Below are 20,474 nucleotides of genomic sequence, written 5' to 3'. Positions count from 1 at the left end.
GAGATTCATCGCGCTCGTTTTGATGCGCAAGCAGGGCGTTACGAGTCTCTCGGTGCTCCTGGACGTCGCGTTCCTGTATCGCGACATGCTGGTGTGAGAGATTCGCCTTTGGCCAGCCCCACGGAAAGCCGAAACCCGTCGGATGTCACGCGACGCCGACAGGATTCGCCCCCTCCGTTGATTTACGGATAGGTTCGGCGCGAGTCCGGGTTCAAATCGCGGGACTTGATCATCGGCCCTGGAGGGATGCGCCCAGGGCGCACGCCGACATTTCACCACAAAGAGGTTTGTTCATGAAAGCGCTCGTTTATCAGGGTCCTGGCGCCAAGGCGCTCGAGGACCGACCCAAGCCTGAAATCCGTGATGCCGGCGACGCCGTCGTCCGCATTACGCGGACGACGATCTGCGGGACGGACCTGCATATCCTGAAGGGCGACGTCGCGACCTGCGCGCCGGGCCGCATTCTCGGTCATGAAGGCGTGGGCGTGGTCGAGGCGATCGGCGCGGGCGTCACCGTCTTCAAGCCGGGCGACCGCGTGCTCATCTCATGTGTCACCGCCTGCGGCCGGTGCGACTATTGCCGTCGCGGCATGTATTCGCATTGCACGACGGGAGGCTGGATCCTCGGCAACGAGATCGACGGCACCCAGGCCGAATATGTCCGCATCCCCCATGCCGACACCAGCCTCTACCCAATCCCCGAAGGCGCCGACGAGGAGGCCCTGGTGATGTTGAGCGACATTTTGCCGACCGGCTTCGAGTGCGGCGTGCTCAACGGCAAGGTCGCGCCGGGGGGCAGCGTCGCCATCGTCGGCGCGGGTCCGATCGGACTCGCGACGTTGCTGACGGCGCAATTCTATTCTCCCGCCCAGATCATCATGATCGATCTCGACGACAACCGGCTGGAAGTCGCCCGCCGTTTTGGTGCGACGCATGTCGTCAACAGCGCCGACGGGAAAGCGGCGGACGCGGTGAAGGCGCTGACCGAGGGACGCGGCGTCGACGCCGCGATCGAGGCCGTGGGCGTCCCCGCCACCTTCCTGCTGTGCCAGGATATCGTCGCGCCGGGCGGCGTAATCGCCAATATCGGCGTCCACGGCTCCAAGGTCGATCTCCATCTGGAGCGGCTCTGGTCGCACAACATCTCGATCACGACGCGGCTGGTCGACACCGCGACGACGCCGATGCTGCTCAAGACGGTCCAATCGAAGAAGATCGATCCCAAGCTGCTGATCACGCATCGCTTCGCGCTGGCGGACATTCTCGACGCCTATGATACCTTCAGCCGCGCCGCCGCGACCCAGGCGCTGAAAGTGATCATAGAAGCTTGACCACCGGGACCGACCCTGGTGCCCTGCCGCGCTATCGCTCCAATCTCCAGGGCGAGGTCGACGGCGCGGCGGTCTATGCGGCGCTGGCCGAGAGCGAGGCCGACCCGAAGCTCGCCGAAGTGTTCCACCGGCTCGCCGCTGTCGAGCAGGCCCATGGCGAGTTCTGGCGCAAGCGGATCGAAGCGGACGGCGGTCATTTCTCGCCCGCGCCTTCGGCAAGCGCACGCATCCTCTCCTGGCTGGCGAAGCGATTCGGACCGGCTTTCGTCCTGCCGGCGATCGCGGCCAGCGAGGCGCGCGGCAGCACAGCCTATGACGCTCAGCCCGAGGCGAAGGCCGCCGGGCTTCCGGGCGACGAGCGATCGCATGCCGTGCTGATGCGGGCCGCCGCCGGCAGAGGAGGTCTTTCAGGACCGACGATCGCGCTCCTCGAGGGACGCCACCGCGGCGGTGGCAACACCCTGCGCGCCGCCGTGCTCGGGGCCAATGACGGTCTCGTCTCCAATCTCAGCCTGGTGATGGGGGTGGCCGGCGCCGCCGTGGCGGACAATACGCTGCTGCTTACGGGACTTGCCGGTCTTGTCGCGGGCGCCTGCTCGATGGCGATGGGCGAATGGCTGTCGGTTACAAGCTCGCGCGAACTCTATCAGAGCCAGATCGAGACCGAAGCAGAGGAATTGCGCGAGGTTCCCGAGGAAGAGAAGGAGGAGCTGGTCCTGATCTATCAGGCCAAGGGCATTTCCGAACCGCAGGCACGCGCGCTGGCGGAGCGACTGCTGAGCAATGAAGGAACCGCGCTCGACACGCTGGCGCGCGAGGAGCTCGGGATCGATCCGGATCAGCTCGGCGGGTCAGCCTGGACGGCCGCGACATGGTCGTTCCTGCTCTTTGCGACCGGCGCGATCATCCCGGTCGCGCCGTTCCTGCTGCTCTCGGGGCGACCGGCGCTGATCGCCAGCCTGGCCGCCAGCGGTCTTGCCCTCGCGCTGATCGGCGCCGGCACGAGCCTTTTCACCGGCCGTTCCGCGCTGTTCTCGGCGGCGCGCCAACTCGTCATCGGGATTGCCGCGGCCGCAGTCACCTATGGTGCCGGGGCAATCGTCGGCGTGTCGCTCGGCTGACGGCCACGATAAAGCCGTCGCCAAGAGCCCGCGGCGTGAAACATCAATATGGAAGGACACGAGCACGGGGGATCGACCCCTAAGTAACATTCCCGATTCTCCGGGCGCTTCCTGAGAGGGACAAGAAATGCGTCAACGGAGGGCGCCATGCACAGTGTCTCACTTCACCGGGATCCGGATATATCCACGCGCGAGACTATTCACGATCTGCGCAACCTCTTCGGCGTCGTGGCCTCCGCGCGGCACATGCTGGACGACAGGCCGACGGGCGATCGGCGGACATTACTGCTCGACGCGATCGAGGACGCCGCGTTGCGCGGGGGACGACTTACCAGCGCGATGCTCGGGCAAGGCCGATCGGGAGGCGCCGCGACGCGCTTCGACCTCAACGAGCATCTCGCCGGTCTCGGGTCGCTGATGCGCGCGCGCGCCGGCCGGCACGTCGAAATCCGGTTCGAACCGGCCGTCGGCTCACTGCCCGTGAAGCTCGATCCCGCCGATCTGGACGCCGTGATCCTGGAGCTGATCTCCAACGCCTGCGCGGCATTGGTGAGACCGGGCGTCATCCGGATCCGGACCAGACGGCTCGGAGGCCGCGTCCGGCTCATCGTCGCCGACAATGGGCGCGGCATGAGCGCCGCCGAACTCCACAGGGCGCTGCATCGACTGGAGCAGTTCTCCGAGACCGGCACCGGCCTCGGCCGCGTCCGGCATTTCGCGCAGAGCGCCCATGGCCGTCTGCGGATCCGGAGCCGCGAGAACAGCGGCACGATCGCTTCCCTGAACTTACCGCTGGTCCTCAAGGTCGCCGGCGCTGAGACCTCCGCGACGGCCCTCGCCCGGTGGAATAGAAAGACCCCCAAGGAGATCAGACATGAAAAGCGACAGTCAATTACAGCGTGATGTCCTCGATGAGCTGGAATGGGAGCCGAGCATCGACCAGGCCGATATCGGCGTGGCCGTGACCGATGGAGTCGTCACCCTTTCCGGATTCGTCAAAAGCTATCCGCAGAAGATGGCGGCGGAGAAGGCAACCCGGCGCGTTGCTGGGGTCAAGGCAATCGCCGAGGAGATCAAGGTGCGCTTCGCCTCCGATCCGAAGACCGCCGATCATGAAATCGCCAAGCGCATCCTCGACATGTTCGCCTGGAACGTCTCGATCCCCGACGACAAGATCGCGGTGAAGGTCGAGCATGGGGTATCTCAACGTCGTCGGGCCTCTTGGGAAGAAAATTATCGTTCCTGACCCCGACCTCGCACCCATCGTAACCCGCGTCTTCGAATGGTTCGAGACTGGCGATTATGCTCTGAAGGACGTTACACAAAAAGCGAGATCTGCCGGCCTCCGCTATCGTCGCAGCCAACGGCCGGTTGGAATCAGCACAATCCACTACATGCTTCGGAACCGGCTCTACGCAGGGGCTTTCGAGTGGGCAGGACGCCTTTTTCAGGGGACCCATGAGCCGATCGTAACCCGTGAGACATGGGAGAACGTCCAGGAGGTTCTGGACGGTCGCAGCGCGAGCAATGTTCGTGCCGAGCCATTACGATTTGCGTTCACGGGCCTTATCACGTGCGGACACTGTGGGTGTGCGGTCGTGGCTCAGATGCAGCGTGGCCGCTACATTTATTACCACTGTTCCGGATTCAAGCAGAAATGCCCGGAGAAGTACGTCCGAGAGGAAGCCTTAGCAAAGGCATTTTCGGAGCAACTCGCCCGTTTGCACATGGATGACGAGGTCTTCTCGCTCATCGAGCGGGCTATTCGCGAATCTCATACAGATAAGAGCCGGGAGCGGGTTGAGGCGATTGCCCGACTGCGGGCAGCCGCCGATCGGCTACAGCACCGCCTGGACACTCTTTATGTCGATAATCTTGACGGTCGGATATCGAGCGACATGCATGATCGAATGGCAGCGACGTGGCGCGAAGAGCGGGCGGTCTGTCTACGGCGACTAGATGCCCTCCACAATGCGGAAGACGCTTTCGTCGACGATGGTATCGCGCTGCTGAATCTTGCTCGGAAGGCTCACTCAACCTTCAACCTACAGTCACAAAACGGCAAAAACATCGCTTTGAATCTGTTGGTTTTGAACAGCACGTGGGCAAACGGCCAGCTGACGGTCACCTTCCGCGAACCATTTGATATACTTGAGAAAATTGTGTCTGGAGCCCCGCCCGCCGAGCCCCCGACCGGGTCGGGTGGCTCTGGAGTTTCAAGTTGGCTCCCCGAGTAGGATTCGAACCTACGGCCATTCGATTAACAGTCGAATGCTCTACCGCTGAGCTATCGGGGAGCAGCCTAGCCTTCGCCGGGCAGGCCGCGCCTATAGCAGCGAGATTCGTGGAATGGCAAGCGCTAATCCGTGAAAATTTCAGGCTATGAACTGCTCGGCGGCAATGCGATCGTCGAGCGTATGTTCCGGGTCGAAAAGCAGCGTCAGAGGGGTCGCGCGATCAATGGCGACCTCCACCCGCGCGACGTCGCGGACTTCACGCTGGTCCGCCACGGCGCTGACGGGACGCTTGACGGGATCGAGTACGGTGAAGCGGATCGTCGTGCTTTCCGGTAATATGGCGCCCCGCCAGCGACGGGGGCGAAAGGGGCTGATCGGCGTTAAAGCGACAAGGCCCGATCCAAGGGGAAGGATGGGCCCATGTGCTGACAGGTTATAAGCCGTCGATCCGGCGGGGGTGGCAACCAGAACGCCGTCGCATACGAGTTCGGGCAGGACCGTGCGGTCGTTGACTTCAACTTCCAGTCTGGCGGTCTGGCGGGTTTCGCGCAGCAGCGATACCTCGTTAATGGCGGGAATGGAGAAGCGCTCGCCATCCACCGTGTCCACAGTCATCCGTAACGGCGTGACCTTGAACGCCTTGGCGGAATGCATCCGCTGCTCGAGCCGTTCCAGCCGCCATTCGTTCATCAGGAATCCGACAGTGCCCAGGTTCATGCCGAAAATGGGTAGGATGCGGCGGCTTTCGAGCATGGAATGCAGCGTCTGGAGCATGAAGCCGTCACCGCCCAGGGCGACGATCATATTCGCCTCGTCTTGCGGCACGAAGTCATAAGTGGCCCGCAGCCGCTCTTCGGCCGCTTTGGCCGCCGGAGTTGGAGACGCGACGAGGGCGCGCCGCACTTCGCCGCTCATCCGCCCGTAACACTCATATGACGGTTAACAGCGGCGGCTGGAGCGTCCGCTCCGATTCGGAAATCATGCCGCGCGGGTTTTAGGCGCAGGGCACGGTCGATCAACGGCTGAACCGCATCCAGACCGCCTTCGCGCAGCGCAGCGCGGAAATCGACATGATCCTCATGTCCCAGGCACATGAATATCTTGCCCTCGCATGTCATACGCATCCGGTTACAGTCGGCGCAGAAATTATTGGTGAGCGGCGTGATAAGCCCGAGGCGTGCGGTCATGCCTTCCACGGCATGATAGCGTGCAGGGCCGCCCGTTCGATGAGGCAGAGCCTTCAGTACATGGTGCCGCCCGATATGCTCCATCACCTGCGTCAGCGGCAGATAATGGTCCGTGCGATCCTCACCCGTATCGCCCAACGGCATGGTTTCGATGAGGGTCAGATCGAAACCCTGGCTGTCGCACCATTGGAGCATAGGTAGAATTTCATGTTCGTTCACGCCTCTGAGCGCGACCATATTAATCTTGACGGCGAGGCTCGCTTCGCGCGCGGCATCCAGCCCTTGCAGCACTTTGGAGATATCGCCGCCACGCGTGATATGCGCGAAACATGTGGGTGAAAGGCTGTCCAGGCTGACATTGATGCGCCGAACGCCAGCATTGTGCAAAGCAGCGGCATGTCCGGCCAGCCGCGTGCCGTTGGTGGTGAGTGTAAGTTCGTCCAGACCCTTGCCCAGATGACGCCCGATCCGGTGGACCAGATCGGGCATATCGCGTCGAACCAGCGGCTCGCCACCCGTCAGTCTGATCTTCCTGATGCCGCGGGCAATAAAAAGATCCGCCAACAGGGCGATTTCTTCCAGCGTCAACACCTGGTTCTTGGGTAGAAAGGACATGCGCTCCGCCATGCAATAACGGCAGCGCAGGTCACAGCGGTCGGTGACGGATATCCGCAGATAATCGATCCGGCGGCCGAGGCCGTCAGTCATGGGCGCGCGGGAAAGATCGACCATGGCCATGACCTCTTAGCTAGGCGATGCATCGGGCAGGTGCAAGCGCTGCCAGTTGCGGGACGGTCAAGAGGTCAGTAACCGATTGCTGTTAAGGGGATGCAATGCGCGTCCTCAAGGAGTCGATTGTGTGAGCGGTTCAGCCGCGCCCGATGGGCAGCGCAGTGTTTTCATTCTGTCTCCGCATGACCGGGACAGGCTGTGCCATGCCGTGCAGGCGGCCGGATGGCATGCCATCGGCGCACGCAGATCGTCGGACGCCCCCCAACGTTATTTGCGGAGCGAGGCGCAGATCGTGCTGATCGACATGCGGGAAGGGCCTGAGCTTGAAAAGCTGCTGACGCCGCTGGTGCCCGCTACGGTGGCGGGTGGTGGCGCGTTGATCGTTCTGGTGGACGCCATAGACACAGGCTCGATCCCCGCATTGCTGGCGGCGGGCGCGACGCATTTCCTGACCGAACCTTTCACCCAGGCCAGCCTGACGGCGACCTTATGGTCGGCCGAGCGGCTGGTCGAGCGGCTGGGCGGCGGCGCGATGCACAGCAGTCGCGCCCAGCGTATTCGGCGAGGCGACGCGCTGTATTGGGAAATGGATCGCAAGCGCGGCGCATTGCGGTTGAGCGAAAATCTGGTTCGGCAACTGGACTTGCCGAATCAGTATATGGCGCCGTCCAAATTGCTGCGCCGCCTGTCGCGGCCGGAAAGGCGTGCGGCGCTGGCCGCATTGGAGGGATTGAAGCGATCCGGCCGTTCCGCCGCCTTCGCGCATGATGTGCCGGAGCGGGCGGGCGACAGGCTGGTTCATCATCTGCGCTATGCGGATGGCGCGCCGGCGGCGGATGTTGAATGGTTGCATGGCGGGCATGAACAGGACGGCATCGGTCGTGACTATCTGACGGGACTGCGTTCGCGCCAGGCCGCGCTTGAATGGCTGGATGGCCGGGCGGGGCTGGCGACGACGATCCTGTTGCTTTCGATCAGCCAGTTCGACCGAATGAACGCGGCCTATGGGCAGGTGGTGGGCGACGCTCTGCTGGGACGTATCGCGCGCCGGATCGAGCGCGTGGTGGACGATGTGGCGCAGGGCGCGACTGTCGCGCGCATCGCAGGCACTGAATTTCTGGTCGGCTTGACTGGGGAAGCAGCCGAGCGCGACCGGGCGACGTTTCTGGCACGTCAGATCATCGGAGCGATCGGCAGGCCTTTCAGCGCGGGCGATCATCTCATCCGTCTGACGGCGCGCTGTGGCATCGCCCAATCCCGTCCGGAGGATGATGCAACGCAATTGTTGAAGCGGGCGGGAACGGCCCTCGCGGACGCCAAGCGAACGGACGGGGAAGGGATACGCATCCTTTCCGCGGAAAAGCGCAGCCGCCAGGTCGATTCCGATCAGCTCGAAACGGATTTGCGTCTGGCGCTCGACCGGGGGGAGATAGGCATTGTCTTTCAACCACAATATCCTGTGGGGCAGGAACGGATTATCGGCGTGGAGGCGCTCGCCCGCTGGAATCATTCGCAATATGGGCCGTTGGGCGCCGGGATATTGTTCACGACGGCGGAACGGTCCGATTATATGCTACCCCTGTCCGCGCATATTCAGGCGGAAGCCCTGCGGCAGGCCGCCGCATGGCCGCGCGCGCTGTCGGACCTGCGCCTTTCGCTGAACGTCACGGCGGCGGATATTGCCCAGCCCGGATTTCTGCTGGAGTTCCTGGATCTGGTTGACCGGACTGGCTTTCCCCGATCCCGCCTGACGGTTGAAATCACGGAAAGCGGCTTGATAGAGGATGTGAGCGCCGCTGCCGCATTGCTGACGGCGTTGCGGGCCGAAGGACTGGCTGTCGCGATCGATGATTTCGGCACCGGCTATTCCAGTCTTGCCTATCTCAAAAATCTGCCGCTCGACTATCTGAAGATCGACAGTGGCCTCGCGCAGGATATTTCCGGTACGGCACGGGACCGGATCATCGTGCGGGGCGTCATCCACATGGCGAAATCCCTTGGCCTGCGGGTGATCGCGGAGGGTGTCGAAACCGAGCAGCAACTGAATCTGCTCGCCCATGAAGGCTGCGATTTTTATCAGGGATTCCTGCGCTCGGCGGGCGTGTCGTCCGACGAGCTTGTGGCGCTGGTGTTACAGGCTTAGGCCGAAACGCGCGATCAGGGTCGCGCCGGTATGCGCGCTGCCGGGGCCGTCAATGTCGCTGTTGGCGTAGCGAAGCCCGGCGAACCAGCGATCTTGCAGATAGTCGATGCTGACGCCATGGTCCCAATAGGCGCCGTCCGGCCGCAGGCGCGCGGCACGGGCCGGATCGTCCACATCGCCCGATGATCGTCCGATGCGTGCTGACAGGGTGAGCGGGGTCCCCGGCACGCCGATGGCAGCGGAGGCGGCAATATACAGATTGTCGCCGCCGATGGACGACTGCGTCGGTGCATAATTTGCGGTGAGGTCGATGCTGGCCGGTCCGATCAGAAATCCCGCTCCGGCCCCCAGTTCGCCATAGCCCTGATGAGAAGAGCCGGGGAACAGATGGTAGCGCCCCTCGGCGGACAGGCGCCAGCCGCCGACCTGCCGCACATAGGTCACCCCGACATCGGCCACGCCGTCAGCTCCGCCATGCCGGTCGCTTCCCCAGAGGGAAACAGCGGCGGCGTCGAGGCTGAGGCCCTCGGCGACAGGCAAGGACAAGGTGCCGCGCAGTACCGGATCGCCGTCGCTCCAGCTGATGCCGCGACGGCGTTCGTCGCTGGCGACCTCCACTGTGGCGGACAGGCCGTTGACATATTGGGCGTGAACCGGAGCGGCACTTGTCGCGGCGATAGCGCAGCAAGCGAGCGCCGCCCAATCCATCCGATCAATTCGAGGCAAGATTGTAAATGGCATCAAGCTCCGCCAATAGCGGCGCATGGTCCTGCTGTGCAACCGTCATAAGATGCACGCGGATCTGATCCTGATACTTTGCCATCTGGCGCACGCCGATGTCACGGCCAGAGGTGCAGGCGCCCGCCTCGCTGCCCGAAAATTCGCGGTCGGTAGGGATGGCGCGCGTCAGGGGGGGGCTATGGCTCAACTGGCGGTCGACCATGACGGTCGCTTTCCAATGGCAGCGGCGCATGTCGGCGCGGTTGGGCGTGTGCGCGCCCACCGTGCGCGTCTTGATGTCGGCGCGGGCGGCATAGGTCGCTTCGACCGGCGCGCCGCGATGGTCGATCTGGACGGTATGCGTCGCGACTGCCGCCGCGAGCGCGATAAGGGTTAAACTCATGTCATTCTCCTGCTGCGAAGCCGGGCTATGTTGCCCGATCGTCCACGCAGGATTTAGGAAAGGACTGTTGCTGCTCTTTTGCTGGGCGATAACAAAGTCCTGCCTTCTTCATACAATCGTCAGCCTGCCGCCTTGGCGAGCCCTTTGGACAATTGCAGCGCGCCGTTGAGCCGTGCGCCGGGATCGGCCCATAAGCGGTTGACCACGACCTTGCTGTCGGGACGAAGCCGCGCTACGCCATCGAGACGCTGGATATAGCTTACGAGGCCCGCCGGATTGGGGAAACGGTCTTCATGAAAGCTGACCAGCGCCCCCTTCGGCCCCACGTCGATCTTGGCGATATTCGCCTTGAGGCAATTCTGCTTGATTTCGATGATCTTGAGCAGGTTCTGCGTCGGCGCGGGGAGCTTGCCGAAACGATCGATGAGTTCGGCGGCGAAGGATTCGAGGCCCTGCCGATCCTCCATTTCGTTGATCCGGCGATACAGGCCCATGCGGAGGTCGAGATCGGGAACATAATCGTCCGGGATCATGATCGGTGCATCGACGCTGATCTGTGGCGAGTAGCTGTCGCGCGGGCGTTCGAGGCCGACGCCGCCCGCCTTTGCCTCCATGATCGCGTCCTCCAGCATCGACTGGTAAAGTTCGAATCCGACTTCCCTGATGTGCCCCGACTGCTCGTCGCCCACCAAATTGCCCGCCCCGCGAATATCGAGATCGTGGGAAGCCAATTGGAACCCTGCGCCCAGTGTGTCGAGGTCGGACAGCACCTTCAGCCGCTTTTCCGCCGTTTCGGTAATGACGCGATTGGCGGGCGTGGTGAAATAGGCATAGGCCCGCGTCTTGGCCCGGCCCACGCGCCCGCGCAGTTGGTAAAGCTGGGCGAGGCCGAAGCGGTCGGCGCGGTGGATGATGAGCGTGTTGGCGCTGGGGATGTCGAGGCCGCTTTCGACGATGGTGGTCGACAGCAGCACGTCGTAACGCTTGTCGTAGAAGGCGGACATGCGTTCTTCCACCTCGCTCGCCGCCATCTGGCCATGGGCGACGACGGGGCGGACTTCGGGCACTTCGGTTCGCAGATATTCCTCTATGTCGGCAAGATCGGAGATGCGAGGCACGACGAAGAAGCTCTGCCCGCCGCGATAATGTTCGCGCAACAGCGCCTCGCGAATGACCACGGCGTCCCACGGCATGATATAGGTGCGGACGGCGAGGCGATCCACGGGCGGCGTCTGGATGACGCTGAGTTCTCGCAGGCCCGACATCGCCATCTGGAGCGTGCGGGGAATGGGGGTGGCGGTCAGCGTCAGGACGTGCACGTCGGTCTTGAGGCTCTTGAGCCGTTCCTTGTGCGTGACGCCGAAGCGCTGTTCTTCATCCACGATGACGAGGCCGAGGCGCTTGAACTCCAGACCCTTGGCGAGCAGCGCATGGGTGCCGACTACGATGTCGACGGTGCCGTCCGCCAAACCGGCTTTCACGGCTTTTGCCTCCTTGTCGGGGACGAGGCGGGAGAGGCGGCCGATATTGACCGGGAAGCCGCGGAAGCGTTCCACGAAATTCATGTGATGCTGGCGAGCGAGCAGGGTGGTGGGGCAGATAAGCACCACCTGCATCCCCGCCATCGCCGCGACGAAGGCGGCGCGCAGGGCGACCTCGGTCTTGCCGAAGCCAACATCGCCGCAGACGAGCCGGTCCATCGGTTTGCCCGCGCCCAGATCCTCGACCACGTCGCTGATGGCGCGGTCCTGATCGTCCGTCTCCTGATAGGGGAAGCGGTCGACAAAGGCGGGATAGCCCGCCGCATCCGGCTCCGCGACGATTGCGGGGCGCAGGGCGCGTTCGGCGGCGGTTTTGAGGAGTTCGCCTGCGATCTCGCGGATGCGTTCCTTCATCCGCGCCTTGCGCCGCTGCCACGCTTCGCCGCCCAGGCGGTCGAGCGTGACGCCATCACTCTCGGAGCCGTAGCGGGAGAGGACTTCGAGATTTTCGACCGGGACGTAGAGCTTGTCGCCGCCTGCATATTCCAGCGCGACGCAATCATGCGCGGCCTTGGCGACTGGGATCTGGGTCAGCCCCTCATAGCGGCCGATGCCGTGGTCGCGGTGGACGACGAGGTCGCCGGGGGAGAGGGTTGCCAGTTCCTGGAGGAAGGCGTCGGCGCTCTTCTTGCGCTTGGCGCGGCGGACGAGGCGGTCGCCCAGCATGTCCTGTTCGGTGAGGACGGCGACATCGGGCGTGGTGAAACCATGATCGAGATGAAGAACTGAAAGCGTTGTTGCGCCGGTGGCGGCGAGGCCGAGGGCTTCCTGCCAGTCGTCGGCGGCCGCCAGCCTTTTGACGCCGTGGTCGGCGAGGAGGCCGGACAGGCGTTCGCGCGCGCCGGGCGAATAGGAGGCGATGATCACCCTTTTCCTATCGCGCTGAAGGGCGGCGATATGTTTTCCAACAGCTTCGTATATATTCGCATTCTGGGCGCGTTCGGGGGCGAAGTCGCGGGGGCCATCGACGTTGAAGTCGATGACGGCCGCGCTTTCCGGCTCATGGAAGGGCGTGGTCGCGTGCATCGGCCAGTCGCGGGCCACAGCTTCCCACTCCTGCGCGTCCAGATAGAGCGCCTTTGGCTCCAGCGGGCGATAGGCGCCGGGGTCGGAGGATTTCGCGGCGATGCGGTTGGCGTGATAGTCGCGGATCGCCTCGAAACGAGCCTCCGCCGCGCCCGCGACGCCATGGTCGAGGATGATGACGGTATCCGCGCCGATATGATCGGTGAGCGGGACCAGCCGTTCCTCGAACAGGGGGAGCCAATGCTCCATGCCCGCCAGCCGCCGTCCCTCGCTTACCGCCTGATAGAGCGGGTCGCCTGTTGCGGTCGCCCCGAAGGTTTCGCGATAGCGGCCCCGGAAACGCTTGATCGTTTCCTCGTCCAGCAAGGCTTCGGAGGCGGGGAGGAGGGTGAAGCCATTAACGCTGCCAGTGGTGCGCTGGTCGGCGGGATCGAAACGGCGGACCGTCTCAATCTCATCGCCGAAGAAGTCGAGGCGCAGGGGCTGTTCCTCGCCGCCGGGGAAGAGGTCCACAATGCCGCCGCGAATGGCGAACTCGCCCCGGTCGTGCACGGTGTCGGTGCGGACATAGCCATTGGTTTGCAGCATGTCGGCAAGCCGCTGGATGGCGATCCGTTCCTTGGGCGCGAGCTTTGCGACAAGCTGGCGGACGCGGAAGGGTGTCAGCGTCCGCTGGGTCAGCGCGTTGAGGGTGGTGACGACGAGTTGCGGCCCCCTGGGCGTGTCCTGAAGCCTGTGAAGGCCCGCGAGCCGCGCCGACGCGCTACGCAGCGACGGGCTGGCGCGGTCATAGGGCAGGCAGTCCCAGGCCGGGATTTCGATGATCTCAATCTCTGGCGCGAAATAATGGGCGGTGTCGGCGACGGCGCGCATCAGCGCATCGTCGGGGGCGATGAACAAAGCGCGGCCTTCCCCCGAACCGAAGGCTGCGCGGGCCATGTCGGCGAGCAGCCAGGGCTGGAAACCCGCGGGGACGCCGGAGAGGGTGAGCGGGGCTTTCGCCTTCAGGATTTTGGGGAGGTCGGTCATATGGGGAATATTGTCTTTCGGCTCAATCATGCTCCTGCGAAGGCAGGGGCCCGGGCCCAAGGTCTGAACTGGGCTTCTGCCTTCGCAGGAGCGCGTGGATGCGCTGTGATTAGACGACCTTTACGAAATCGAGCTTGAGAAAGCGGTCCATCATCGGGCCTTGCCATTCATCGGGCACAGGAATGGTGCCCATGGCCCAGCCCATGATGTCGGCATCCTGTTCTTCCATCAACCGCTCGAACCATGCGGTTTCTTCTTCGCTCCACGTCGCGTGATAGCGGTCGAAGAAGCCGCCGACCGTATAGTCCGCTTCCCGTGTGCCGCGATGCCATGCCCGGAACTGGATGCGGCGCATCTGGGGATTGTCGTTCATGATGTGTTCCTTTAACGGGCAAGCCAAATGCGCCGATCGGATGTTTGCGCCACCGTCCCGGCTGGTGTTTTTGTTGGAGGCATTTTCCGAGTCGCCGGACATACCCTCCGGCTCGAAAATGCTCTAGAGCGACGTCAGATAGACATGCGACCCGATATTCTCAATCCGCTCTTTGCCGAAATATCGGCCCTGAAAGGCGTCGGACCCTCGCTGGCGAAGCCGTTGGAGCGGCTGGCGCTGGCGCGTGCGGTCGATGTGGCCTTCCATCTGCCGGTCAGTTTCATCGACCGCAGGCTGACCGACGAACTCAGCATGGCGGATGCCGGGCGAGTGATCGGGATCGAATTGACGCCGGTGGATTACCGGGCGAGCGGGAGCGCGCGGGCACCCTTCCGGGTGCAGGCGGTGGATGGGCACGGCAATGCGGTCGCCCTCGTTTATTTCGGGCGGAACAGCGCATGGCCGCGCAAGCTGTTGCCGCTGAACGAGCCGCGCTTCGTATCGGGGAAGCTGGAGAGTTATGGCGATAACCTCCAGATCGTGCATCCCGACTATGTGCTGCCGCCGGAGGAAGCGGAGACGGTGCCGGCGCGGGAGGCGGTCTATGGGCTGTCCGAAGGGCTGACCAACAACCGGATGCGCGATCTGGCGGGGCAGGCGCTGGCCCGCGCGCCGGAATTGCCCGAATGGATCGAACCGAGCCTGCTGGCGCGCAAGGGATGGCCCGGCTGGCGCGAGGCGCTGACCCGCGCCCATGCCGACCCGTCCGATGCTCTGGCGCGGGAGCGGCTGGCCTATGACGAGATATTCGCCGGGCAACTGGCGCTGATGCTGGTGCGGCAATCCTCGCGCAAGCGGCGGGGCGTGCCGATTGCCGGGGATGGGCGCTTGCGGGCGATGCTGAACCTGCCCTTTGCGCCAACGGGGGCGCAGCGGCGGGCCTTTGGCGAGATTGAGGGCGATATGGCGCAGGGCGTGCCGATGCTGCGGCTGCTTCAAGGGGATGTGGGGTCGGGCAAGACGCTGGTGGCGTTGATGGCGCTGCTCAACGCCGTTGAGGCGGGCGCACAGGGGGCTTTGCTGGCCCCGACCGAGATACTGGCGCGACAGCATTATGAGGGGCTGCGGCGGATGGTCGCGGGCCTGCCGGTGGAGATCGCCATCCTGACGGGGCGGGAGAAGGGCAAGGTGCGCGAGGCCACGCTGATGGGCCTGGCGGACGGCAGCATCGACATATTGGTCGGCACCCATGCGATTTTCCAGGAGGCGGTGCGCTATCGCAATCTGGCGCTGGCGGTGATCGACGAGCAGCATCGCTTCGGCGTGGCGCAGCGCATGATGCTGGCGGCCAAGGCGGAGCGGACGCCGCATTTGCTGGTGATGACCGCGACGCCTATCCCGCGCACGCTGACGCTCACCTATTATGGCGAAATGGACGTGTCGCGGCTGGACGAGATGCCGCCGGGCCGCCAGCCGATCCAGACCCTCGTCATGTCTTCGCAGCGGCTGGAGGAAGTGGTGGAGGCGCTTGCCCGCCATGTCGAAGGGGGTGGGCAGGCCTATTGGGTGTGCCCGCTGGTCGAGGAAAGCGAAACAAGCGATCAGGCCGCGGCCGAGGCGCGGGCGGAGGCGCTGAAGATGCGCTTTGGCGAGCGGGTCGGCCTGGTCCACGGGCGGATGAAGGGGGCGGACAAGGACGCGGCGATGGACGCCTTTGCCGCCAACCGGACGCAGATATTGGTGGCGACGACGGTGATCGAGGTGGGCGTGGACGTGCCCAATGCCAGCCTTATCATCATCGAGGGGGCGGATCGTTTTGGCCTGGCCCAGTTGCACCAGTTGCGCGGGCGCGTGGGGCGCGGGGACAAGGCTTCGGTCTGCCTGCTGTTGCGGGGAGGCGCGCTTTCCGAAACGGCGCGGGCAAGGCTGGCGCTGATGCGGGAGACGAATGACGGCTTTCGGATCGCGGAAGAGGATTTGCGGCTGCGGGGCGCGGGGGAGATATTGGGCACGCGGCAGTCGGGGGAGGCGCAATTGAAGCTGGCGACGCCCGAGCATCTGTCCGCCCTGATCGATGCGGCGCGGGACGACGCGCACCTGCTGATGGAGCGGGATGGCGGGCTGGCGCAGGAGCGGGGGCAGGCGGCGCGGACCTGCCTCTACCTGTTCGAGCGCGACGCGGCTGTGGGCTTGCTGCGGAGCGGGTGAGGGGGCGGGATGACGGTGGCGGCTTTGCCGTTAAGCAAGCCGTGCTCCTGCGAAGGCAGGAGCACGATGTATGGGAGATAAGCGTACGGCCCGCAAACCACCCAAACCGGACACCGCCGCATATTTGCAGTGCATCGCCAAAAATTTCCCGCGATTCACCAATAGTCCTAACGGAAAATTAACTTCCGTTCTTCATGCCTCGTTTACGAAGGAGTGAAGCTATGGCGTTTTCCCGGTCTTGTTGCGCGGCTGCTATGCTTATGACTTTGCCGCTCGTCGCATGCGGCAAGGATGACAAGAACGCCAATCTCGCCGCGCTCGACGCGCAGCTCACCAACAATATGGTCGATCCCGCGCTCAAGAGCGCGCTCGCCGACCAGATCGTCGTCGATCCGAAACTCACCGGCCAGTCCAACCGCAACGCCGTGCGTCCCGCCGACAAGCCCGCCAATGCCGCGCTTCCGGTGCTGACGGGCGATGCGGCCAAGGCGCTGGCGCAAGCGGTACAACGCGCGGGCGGCAAGCTGCTCGCCGCGCCCGCTCCGGCGCAGGGCGGACAGATGGAATCGACCGTGACGCTCGGCGCGCTGGCTCGCGAACAGGCGCAGCGGACCGGCGGCAAGAATTGCAGCAAGCAGCTCGTTTACGGGATGCAGTGGTCGCAACGCCTGCCCGAACCCTTCACCCTCTATCCCGGCGCGCAACTGCTCGAAGCAGCGGGCGCGGAGAAGGACGGCTGCACCCTGCGCGCCGCCAGCTTCACCACGCCGGTGCCGAAAAAGAGCGTCATCGATTACTATTTCACGCAGGCGCGGCGGGCCGGTTTCGACGCGGAACATCGCATCATCGACGGCGACAATGTGCTGGGCGGCACGCGCAAGGATGACCGTGCAGCCTATTTCCTGCTGTTCACCGATGCGCCTGGTGGCAGGACGAATGTCGATATCATCGCCGACAACGGGAAATAGTAGCCCATAGCGCCATTTCCTTTGCCGCGTTTTCCCTTTAGGGCGGGCGGCATGAATAATCTGCTTCTCGTCATGGGTGGCGGTGCGGTCGGTTCCGCGCTGCGTTACCTGCTGGGGCGGCTGGCCGGGCACATGCTGCCGGGCGCGGCCTGGCCCTGGGGGACGTTTGCCGCCAATATATTGGGCGGCCTCGCCATGGGCCTGCTGGCGGGATGGCTGGCGCGGTTCAGCACTGGGTCGGGGGAACCGATCCGACTGTTGCTGGGCGTTGGCCTGCTGGGCGGTTTCACCACCTTTTCCTCCTTCAGTCTGGAAACCATGTTGATGATAGAGCGCGGGCAGGGAGCGATGGCGCTGGGCTATGCGCTGTTTTCCGTGGTCTGCGCGATCGGTGCGCTGGCGGGCGGCCTCCTGTTCATGCGGAGCGTCGCATGAAGGGGCGTCCTCCCGGCAAGCCTTCCGGCCCTTCGCGCGGCGGCAAGTCCGGTGGCGCGGGGAAATCGGGCGGCACAGGCAAGCCCGGCGGGCAGGATGCGCCCGGTCGCGCGCGCGGCGGAGCCAAGGCGGCGCAGGCGCGCAAGTCCGATGGCGCGAAACCCGCCCGCAGGCCGCAGTCGAAGCCTGCTGCCAAGCCCCGGTCCAGGCCCGAAACCGCCGCCGCAGCGGCACCGGCAAAGGCCGCGTCCGGCAAGGGCGTGACGCTCGACGTGCGGCAATATCGGGTGGGCGCGGACGATGACGGTATCCGCCTCGACCGCTGGTTCCAGCGCCATTTGCCCGATGTCGGCTTCAACATCGTGTCGCGCTGGTCGCGCACCGGCCAGCTCCGCGTCGATGGCGCGCGCGCCGCGCCGGGCGACCGCATCGCCGAGGGACAACTGATCCGCGTGCCGCCCGCCGAGCCGAAGGCCGCGGCCTCCGACAAGCCCAAGCGCGCCCGCGTCATCGACCTGACGCCCGATGAGGTCGCCTTCGCGCAGGAAATGGTCATCCATCGCGACGCGCAGGCGATCGTCATCAACAAGCCGCCCGGCCTCGCCACGCAGGGCGGCACCAAGACCGACGATCATGTCGACAAACTGCTCGACGGCCTGATGTTCGATCTGGAGACGCGCCCCAAGCTGGTGCACCGGCTGGACAAGGACACGTCTGGCGCATTGCTGATCGCCCGCACGTCCCGTTCGGCGGCGCATTTCGCCAAGGCCTTCTCCAGTCGCACCGCGCGCAAGGTCTATTGGGCCATCGTCATGGGCGTCCCCAGCATCGCGGATGGCATGGTCGAACTACCCCTTGCCAAGCAACCGGGCACGGGCGGCGAGAAAATGCATGTGGACGAGGCGGAAGGCCTGCCCGCCCGCTCGCGTTATCGCGTGATCGAGCGCGCCGGGAACCGTGCCGCATGGATCGAACTGCAACCCTATACCGGCCGCACCCACCAGCTTCGCGTCCATATGGCGGCGATCGGCCATCCTATTGTCGGCGACGGCAAATATGGCGGCAAGGACGCGTTCCTGTCCGGCTCGATCAGCCGCAAGATGCACCTCCATGCCCGCCGCATCCGGGTGGATCATCCCGATGGCGGACGGATCGACGTGAAGGCGGACCTGCCGGACCATTTTGCCGCCAGCCTCGTTTCGCTGGGCTTCGACCTGTCGGCGGGCGACCTGCCGCTGGACGATGAGATCGAACGCAAGGTGACGCGCGAGGACGAAAAGAAGTTCGCCCGCCAACACGCCAAGCAGGTTCGCAAGGAGCGGCGGGGCGAACGGCGCTCGCGCGGCGCTGGCGATGCGAAAGGCCCCGGAAGGCGCTGATGAGCAACCGGCTTGCGGTTTTCGATTGCGACGGCACGCTGGTCGACAGCCAGCACAGCATCTGCGCGGCGATGGCCCGCGCCTTCGAGGATCAGAAACTGCCCGCGCCGGATCGTCTGGCGATCCTGTCGGTGGTCGGTCTGTCGCTGCCCCATGCCATCGCCCGCCTGCTTCCCGATGCGGAGCCGGATTTTCACGATTACCTGTCCGAATGCTACAAGCTGGCTTTCCAGCAGATGCGCCGGGACAATGCGGTATCGGAACCGCTTTATCCGGGCATGGCCGATCTCATCGCCCGGTTAGACGGCGATGGCTGGCTGCTTGGCGTGGCGACGGGCAAGTCCGACCGGGGCCTGAACCTCTGTCTTGCCCATCATGGCATCGCCGCGCATTTCGTGACGCTCCAGACCGCGGACCGTCATCCCTCCAAACCGCATCCCTCCATGCTGCGGGCCGCCATGGCCGACGCGGGCGCGGTCCCTGAAAGCACGGTGATGATCGGCGATACGGTGTTCGACATCGACATGGGCCTTGCGGCGGGCGTTCGCACGATCGGTGTGGGCTGGGGTTATCATGCGCCGGACGCGCTGATCGCGGCCGGTGCCGTCGCGGTGGCGATGGACAGCGGCGAATTGCACGGCCATATCGGCGCATATGGATGACATGACGCCCCCACCCCCGCCGCCGGTCGATCCCGAAAAAGTCGCACGCCAGCGGTTTTTCGCCATCGGCCTTTTCCGCTTGTCGGGCGCGGTTGTCGTGATGTTCGGCATCCTGATCCTGATGGAGCGTTTTTCCTGGGTGCAGGGGAGCAAGGCCAAGGCGATGGGCCTGATCTTCGTCATCGTCGGCCTGTTCCAATATATGATCGTGCCGCGCCTGCTGCTCAGTCTTTTTCGCCGGCACCCGCCAAAATGAGGCGCTTCTACAAGGATGCCGCCATCGTTCCGGGCGATGCGGGCTTCGAAATTCAGCTGGACGGCCGCCCTGTAAGGACGCCCGCCCGCGCCCTTCTGTCGCTGCCCAATGCCGCGCTGGCGCAGGCGGTGGCGGAGGAATGGCGCCGACAGGGCGACAGCATCGACCCGCGCGCTATGCCCTTTACCGGGCTGGCTAATGCGGCCATCGACCAGATCGCGCCCGCTCGCGAAGCCTTTGCCGCCGGTGTCGCCCGTTATGCCGAAACGGACCTGCTCTGCTATCGCGCGGAGGGACCGGATAGGCTGGTCGCGCGGCAGGCAGCGGCCTGGAATCCGCTGCTGGATTGGGCGCGGACGCGCTATGACGTGACCTTTCGCGTGACGCAGGGGATCATCCATATCGCGCAACCACCCGAAACGCTGGAGCGGCTCGCGACAACCGTTGCGGCGTTCGATCCCTTCACGCTGGCGGGCCTTTCGACGCTGGTGACGCTCAGCGGATCGCTGGTCTGCGGGCTGGCGGTGGTGGATGGCGCGCACGATCCCGAAGCCGTCTGGGCGGCGGCGGAGATCGATGAAGCCTGGCAGGTCGAGCAATGGGGCGAGGATGCCGAAGCCGCCGCCCGCACTGCCCTTCGCCGGGAACAATTTTCCACGAACTGCGCCTTTTGCGCGTTGACGCGAGCCTGACGGGCTGGGAACCAACCTGCCTTTTCGTCCA

The 20,474-nt window shown here is 64.6% G+C and carries 19 protein-coding genes and 1 tRNA gene; 13 read left to right on the top strand and 7 right to left on the bottom strand.

Going from position 1 to position 20,474, the window contains the following annotated elements:
* The first annotated feature begins 293 nt into the window (after positions 1 to 293).
* The 5 genes from LDB26_RS10930 to LDB26_RS10910 all read left to right on the top strand — a co-directional run bounded on the left by LDB26_RS10930 (position 294) and on the right by LDB26_RS10910 (position 4,689).
* On the top strand, positions 294 to 1,331 hold the full coding sequence (locus tag LDB26_RS10930) for a zinc-dependent alcohol dehydrogenase family protein (RefSeq protein WP_222885599.1): 1,038 nt from the start codon (positions 294 to 296) through the stop codon (positions 1,329 to 1,331).
* A complete protein-coding gene (locus LDB26_RS10925; RefSeq protein WP_222885600.1) occupies positions 1,328 to 2,452 on the top strand; it encodes a VIT1/CCC1 family protein in 1,125 nt (374 codons plus the stop codon). Before LDB26_RS10930 ends, LDB26_RS10925 begins: the two co-directional genes overlap by 4 nt.
* Positions 2,453 to 2,599: 147 nt before the next feature.
* On the top strand, positions 2,600 to 3,355 hold the full coding sequence (locus tag LDB26_RS10920) for a sensor histidine kinase (RefSeq protein ID WP_257538395.1): 756 nt from the start codon (positions 2,600 to 2,602) through the stop codon (positions 3,353 to 3,355).
* Entirely contained in the window at positions 3,327 to 3,698 is a 372-nt protein-coding gene (locus LDB26_RS10915) for a BON domain-containing protein (protein WP_257538393.1), read from the top strand. The genes LDB26_RS10920 and LDB26_RS10915 overlap by 29 nt, the downstream gene beginning before the upstream one ends.
* Positions 3,646 to 4,689, top strand: coding sequence for a recombinase family protein (locus LDB26_RS10910; RefSeq protein ID WP_257538391.1), 1,044 nt, complete (start codon positions 3,646 to 3,648; stop codon positions 4,687 to 4,689). The genes LDB26_RS10915 and LDB26_RS10910 overlap by 53 nt, the downstream gene beginning before the upstream one ends.
* On the opposite strand, the gene LDB26_RS10905 is transcribed toward LDB26_RS10910, so the two are convergent.
* The 3 genes from LDB26_RS10905 to moaA form a co-directional block, all read right to left on the bottom strand.
* A tRNA-Asn gene (locus LDB26_RS10905) sits at positions 4,675 to 4,749 on the bottom strand. The two genes, LDB26_RS10910 and LDB26_RS10905, sit on opposite strands and share 15 nt — an antisense overlap.
* Before the next feature lie 78 nt (positions 4,750 to 4,827).
* The gene (locus tag LDB26_RS10900) at positions 4,828 to 5,604 is read right to left on the bottom strand and encodes an NAD kinase (RefSeq protein WP_257538390.1); all 777 of its coding nucleotides are present in this window, start codon (positions 5,602 to 5,604) and stop codon (positions 4,828 to 4,830) included.
* Positions 5,601 to 6,614 (bottom strand): GTP 3',8-cyclase MoaA, encoded by a 1,014-nt coding sequence (gene moaA, locus LDB26_RS10895; protein WP_257538389.1) that lies wholly within the window; start codon positions 6,612 to 6,614, stop codon positions 5,601 to 5,603. The genes LDB26_RS10900 and moaA overlap by 4 nt, the downstream gene beginning before the upstream one ends.
* Positions 6,615 to 6,735: 121 nt before the next feature.
* On the opposite strand from moaA, the gene LDB26_RS10890 reads away from it, so the two are divergent.
* Positions 6,736 to 8,751, top strand: a complete 2,016-nt coding sequence (locus LDB26_RS10890; protein WP_257538388.1) for a bifunctional diguanylate cyclase/phosphodiesterase — start codon at positions 6,736 to 6,738, stop codon at positions 8,749 to 8,751.
* Here LDB26_RS10890 and LDB26_RS10885 read toward each other — a convergent pair.
* The 4 genes from LDB26_RS10885 to LDB26_RS10870 all read right to left on the bottom strand — a co-directional run bounded on the left by LDB26_RS10885 (position 8,740) and on the right by LDB26_RS10870 (position 13,843).
* Positions 8,740 to 9,492 carry a TorF family putative porin gene (locus LDB26_RS10885; RefSeq protein ID WP_306812026.1) on the bottom strand — a complete coding sequence of 251 codons (753 nt, stop codon included), beginning with the start codon at positions 9,490 to 9,492 and terminating at the stop codon, positions 8,740 to 8,742. The genes LDB26_RS10890 and LDB26_RS10885 overlap by 12 nt on opposite strands.
* Entirely contained in the window at positions 9,464 to 9,874 is a 411-nt protein-coding gene (locus LDB26_RS10880) for a hypothetical protein (RefSeq protein ID WP_257538387.1), read from the bottom strand. The genes LDB26_RS10885 and LDB26_RS10880 overlap by 29 nt, the downstream gene beginning before the upstream one ends.
* Before the next feature lie 119 nt (positions 9,875 to 9,993).
* Complete coding sequence (mfd, locus tag LDB26_RS10875; protein WP_257542079.1) at positions 9,994 to 13,470, bottom strand: transcription-repair coupling factor; 3,477 nt, start codon at positions 13,468 to 13,470, stop codon at positions 9,994 to 9,996.
* A 109-nt stretch (positions 13,471 to 13,579) separates the two neighbouring features.
* Entirely contained in the window at positions 13,580 to 13,843 is a 264-nt protein-coding gene (locus LDB26_RS10870; RefSeq protein WP_257538386.1) for a succinate dehydrogenase assembly factor 2, read from the bottom strand.
* A gap of 144 nt (positions 13,844 to 13,987) precedes the next feature.
* Between LDB26_RS10870 and recG the strand changes: the two genes are divergently transcribed.
* From recG to LDB26_RS10835, 7 genes are all read left to right on the top strand, one after another.
* Positions 13,988 to 16,051 carry an ATP-dependent DNA helicase RecG gene (gene recG, locus LDB26_RS10865; RefSeq protein WP_257538385.1) on the top strand — a complete coding sequence of 688 codons (2,064 nt, stop codon included), beginning with the start codon at positions 13,988 to 13,990 and terminating at the stop codon, positions 16,049 to 16,051.
* 221 nt (positions 16,052 to 16,272) lie between these two features.
* Entirely contained in the window at positions 16,273 to 17,019 is a 747-nt protein-coding gene (locus tag LDB26_RS10860) for a hypothetical protein (RefSeq protein WP_257538384.1), read from the top strand.
* Positions 17,020 to 17,070: 51 nt separating this feature from the next.
* A complete protein-coding gene (gene crcB / locus LDB26_RS10855) occupies positions 17,071 to 17,454 on the top strand; it encodes a fluoride efflux transporter CrcB (RefSeq protein ID WP_062066522.1) in 384 nt (127 codons plus the stop codon).
* Positions 17,451 to 18,833 (top strand): RluA family pseudouridine synthase, encoded by a 1,383-nt coding sequence (locus LDB26_RS10850; RefSeq protein WP_257538383.1) that lies wholly within the window; start codon positions 17,451 to 17,453, stop codon positions 18,831 to 18,833. The genes crcB and LDB26_RS10850 overlap by 4 nt, the downstream gene beginning before the upstream one ends.
* Positions 18,833 to 19,495 carry an HAD-IA family hydrolase gene (locus LDB26_RS10845; protein WP_257538382.1) on the top strand — a complete coding sequence of 221 codons (663 nt, stop codon included), beginning with the start codon at positions 18,833 to 18,835 and terminating at the stop codon, positions 19,493 to 19,495. Before LDB26_RS10850 ends, LDB26_RS10845 begins: the two co-directional genes overlap by 1 nt.
* Complete coding sequence (locus LDB26_RS10840; RefSeq protein WP_062066512.1) at positions 19,488 to 19,751, top strand: hypothetical protein; 264 nt, start codon at positions 19,488 to 19,490, stop codon at positions 19,749 to 19,751. The genes LDB26_RS10845 and LDB26_RS10840 overlap by 8 nt, the downstream gene beginning before the upstream one ends.
* Entirely contained in the window at positions 19,748 to 20,443 is a 696-nt protein-coding gene (locus LDB26_RS10835; RefSeq protein ID WP_257538381.1) for an ATP12 family chaperone protein, read from the top strand. The genes LDB26_RS10840 and LDB26_RS10835 overlap by 4 nt, the downstream gene beginning before the upstream one ends.
* The last annotated feature ends 31 nt before the right edge of the window (positions 20,444 to 20,474 follow it).

It is taken from the genome of Sphingobium sp. CFD-1 (genome assembly GCF_024611115.1).
Taxonomy (GTDB): domain Bacteria; phylum Pseudomonadota; class Alphaproteobacteria; order Sphingomonadales; family Sphingomonadaceae; genus Sphingobium; species Sphingobium baderi_A.
The sequence above is the reverse complement of the archived record's forward strand: the minus strand, read 5'-3'. Positions and strand labels throughout refer to the sequence as shown.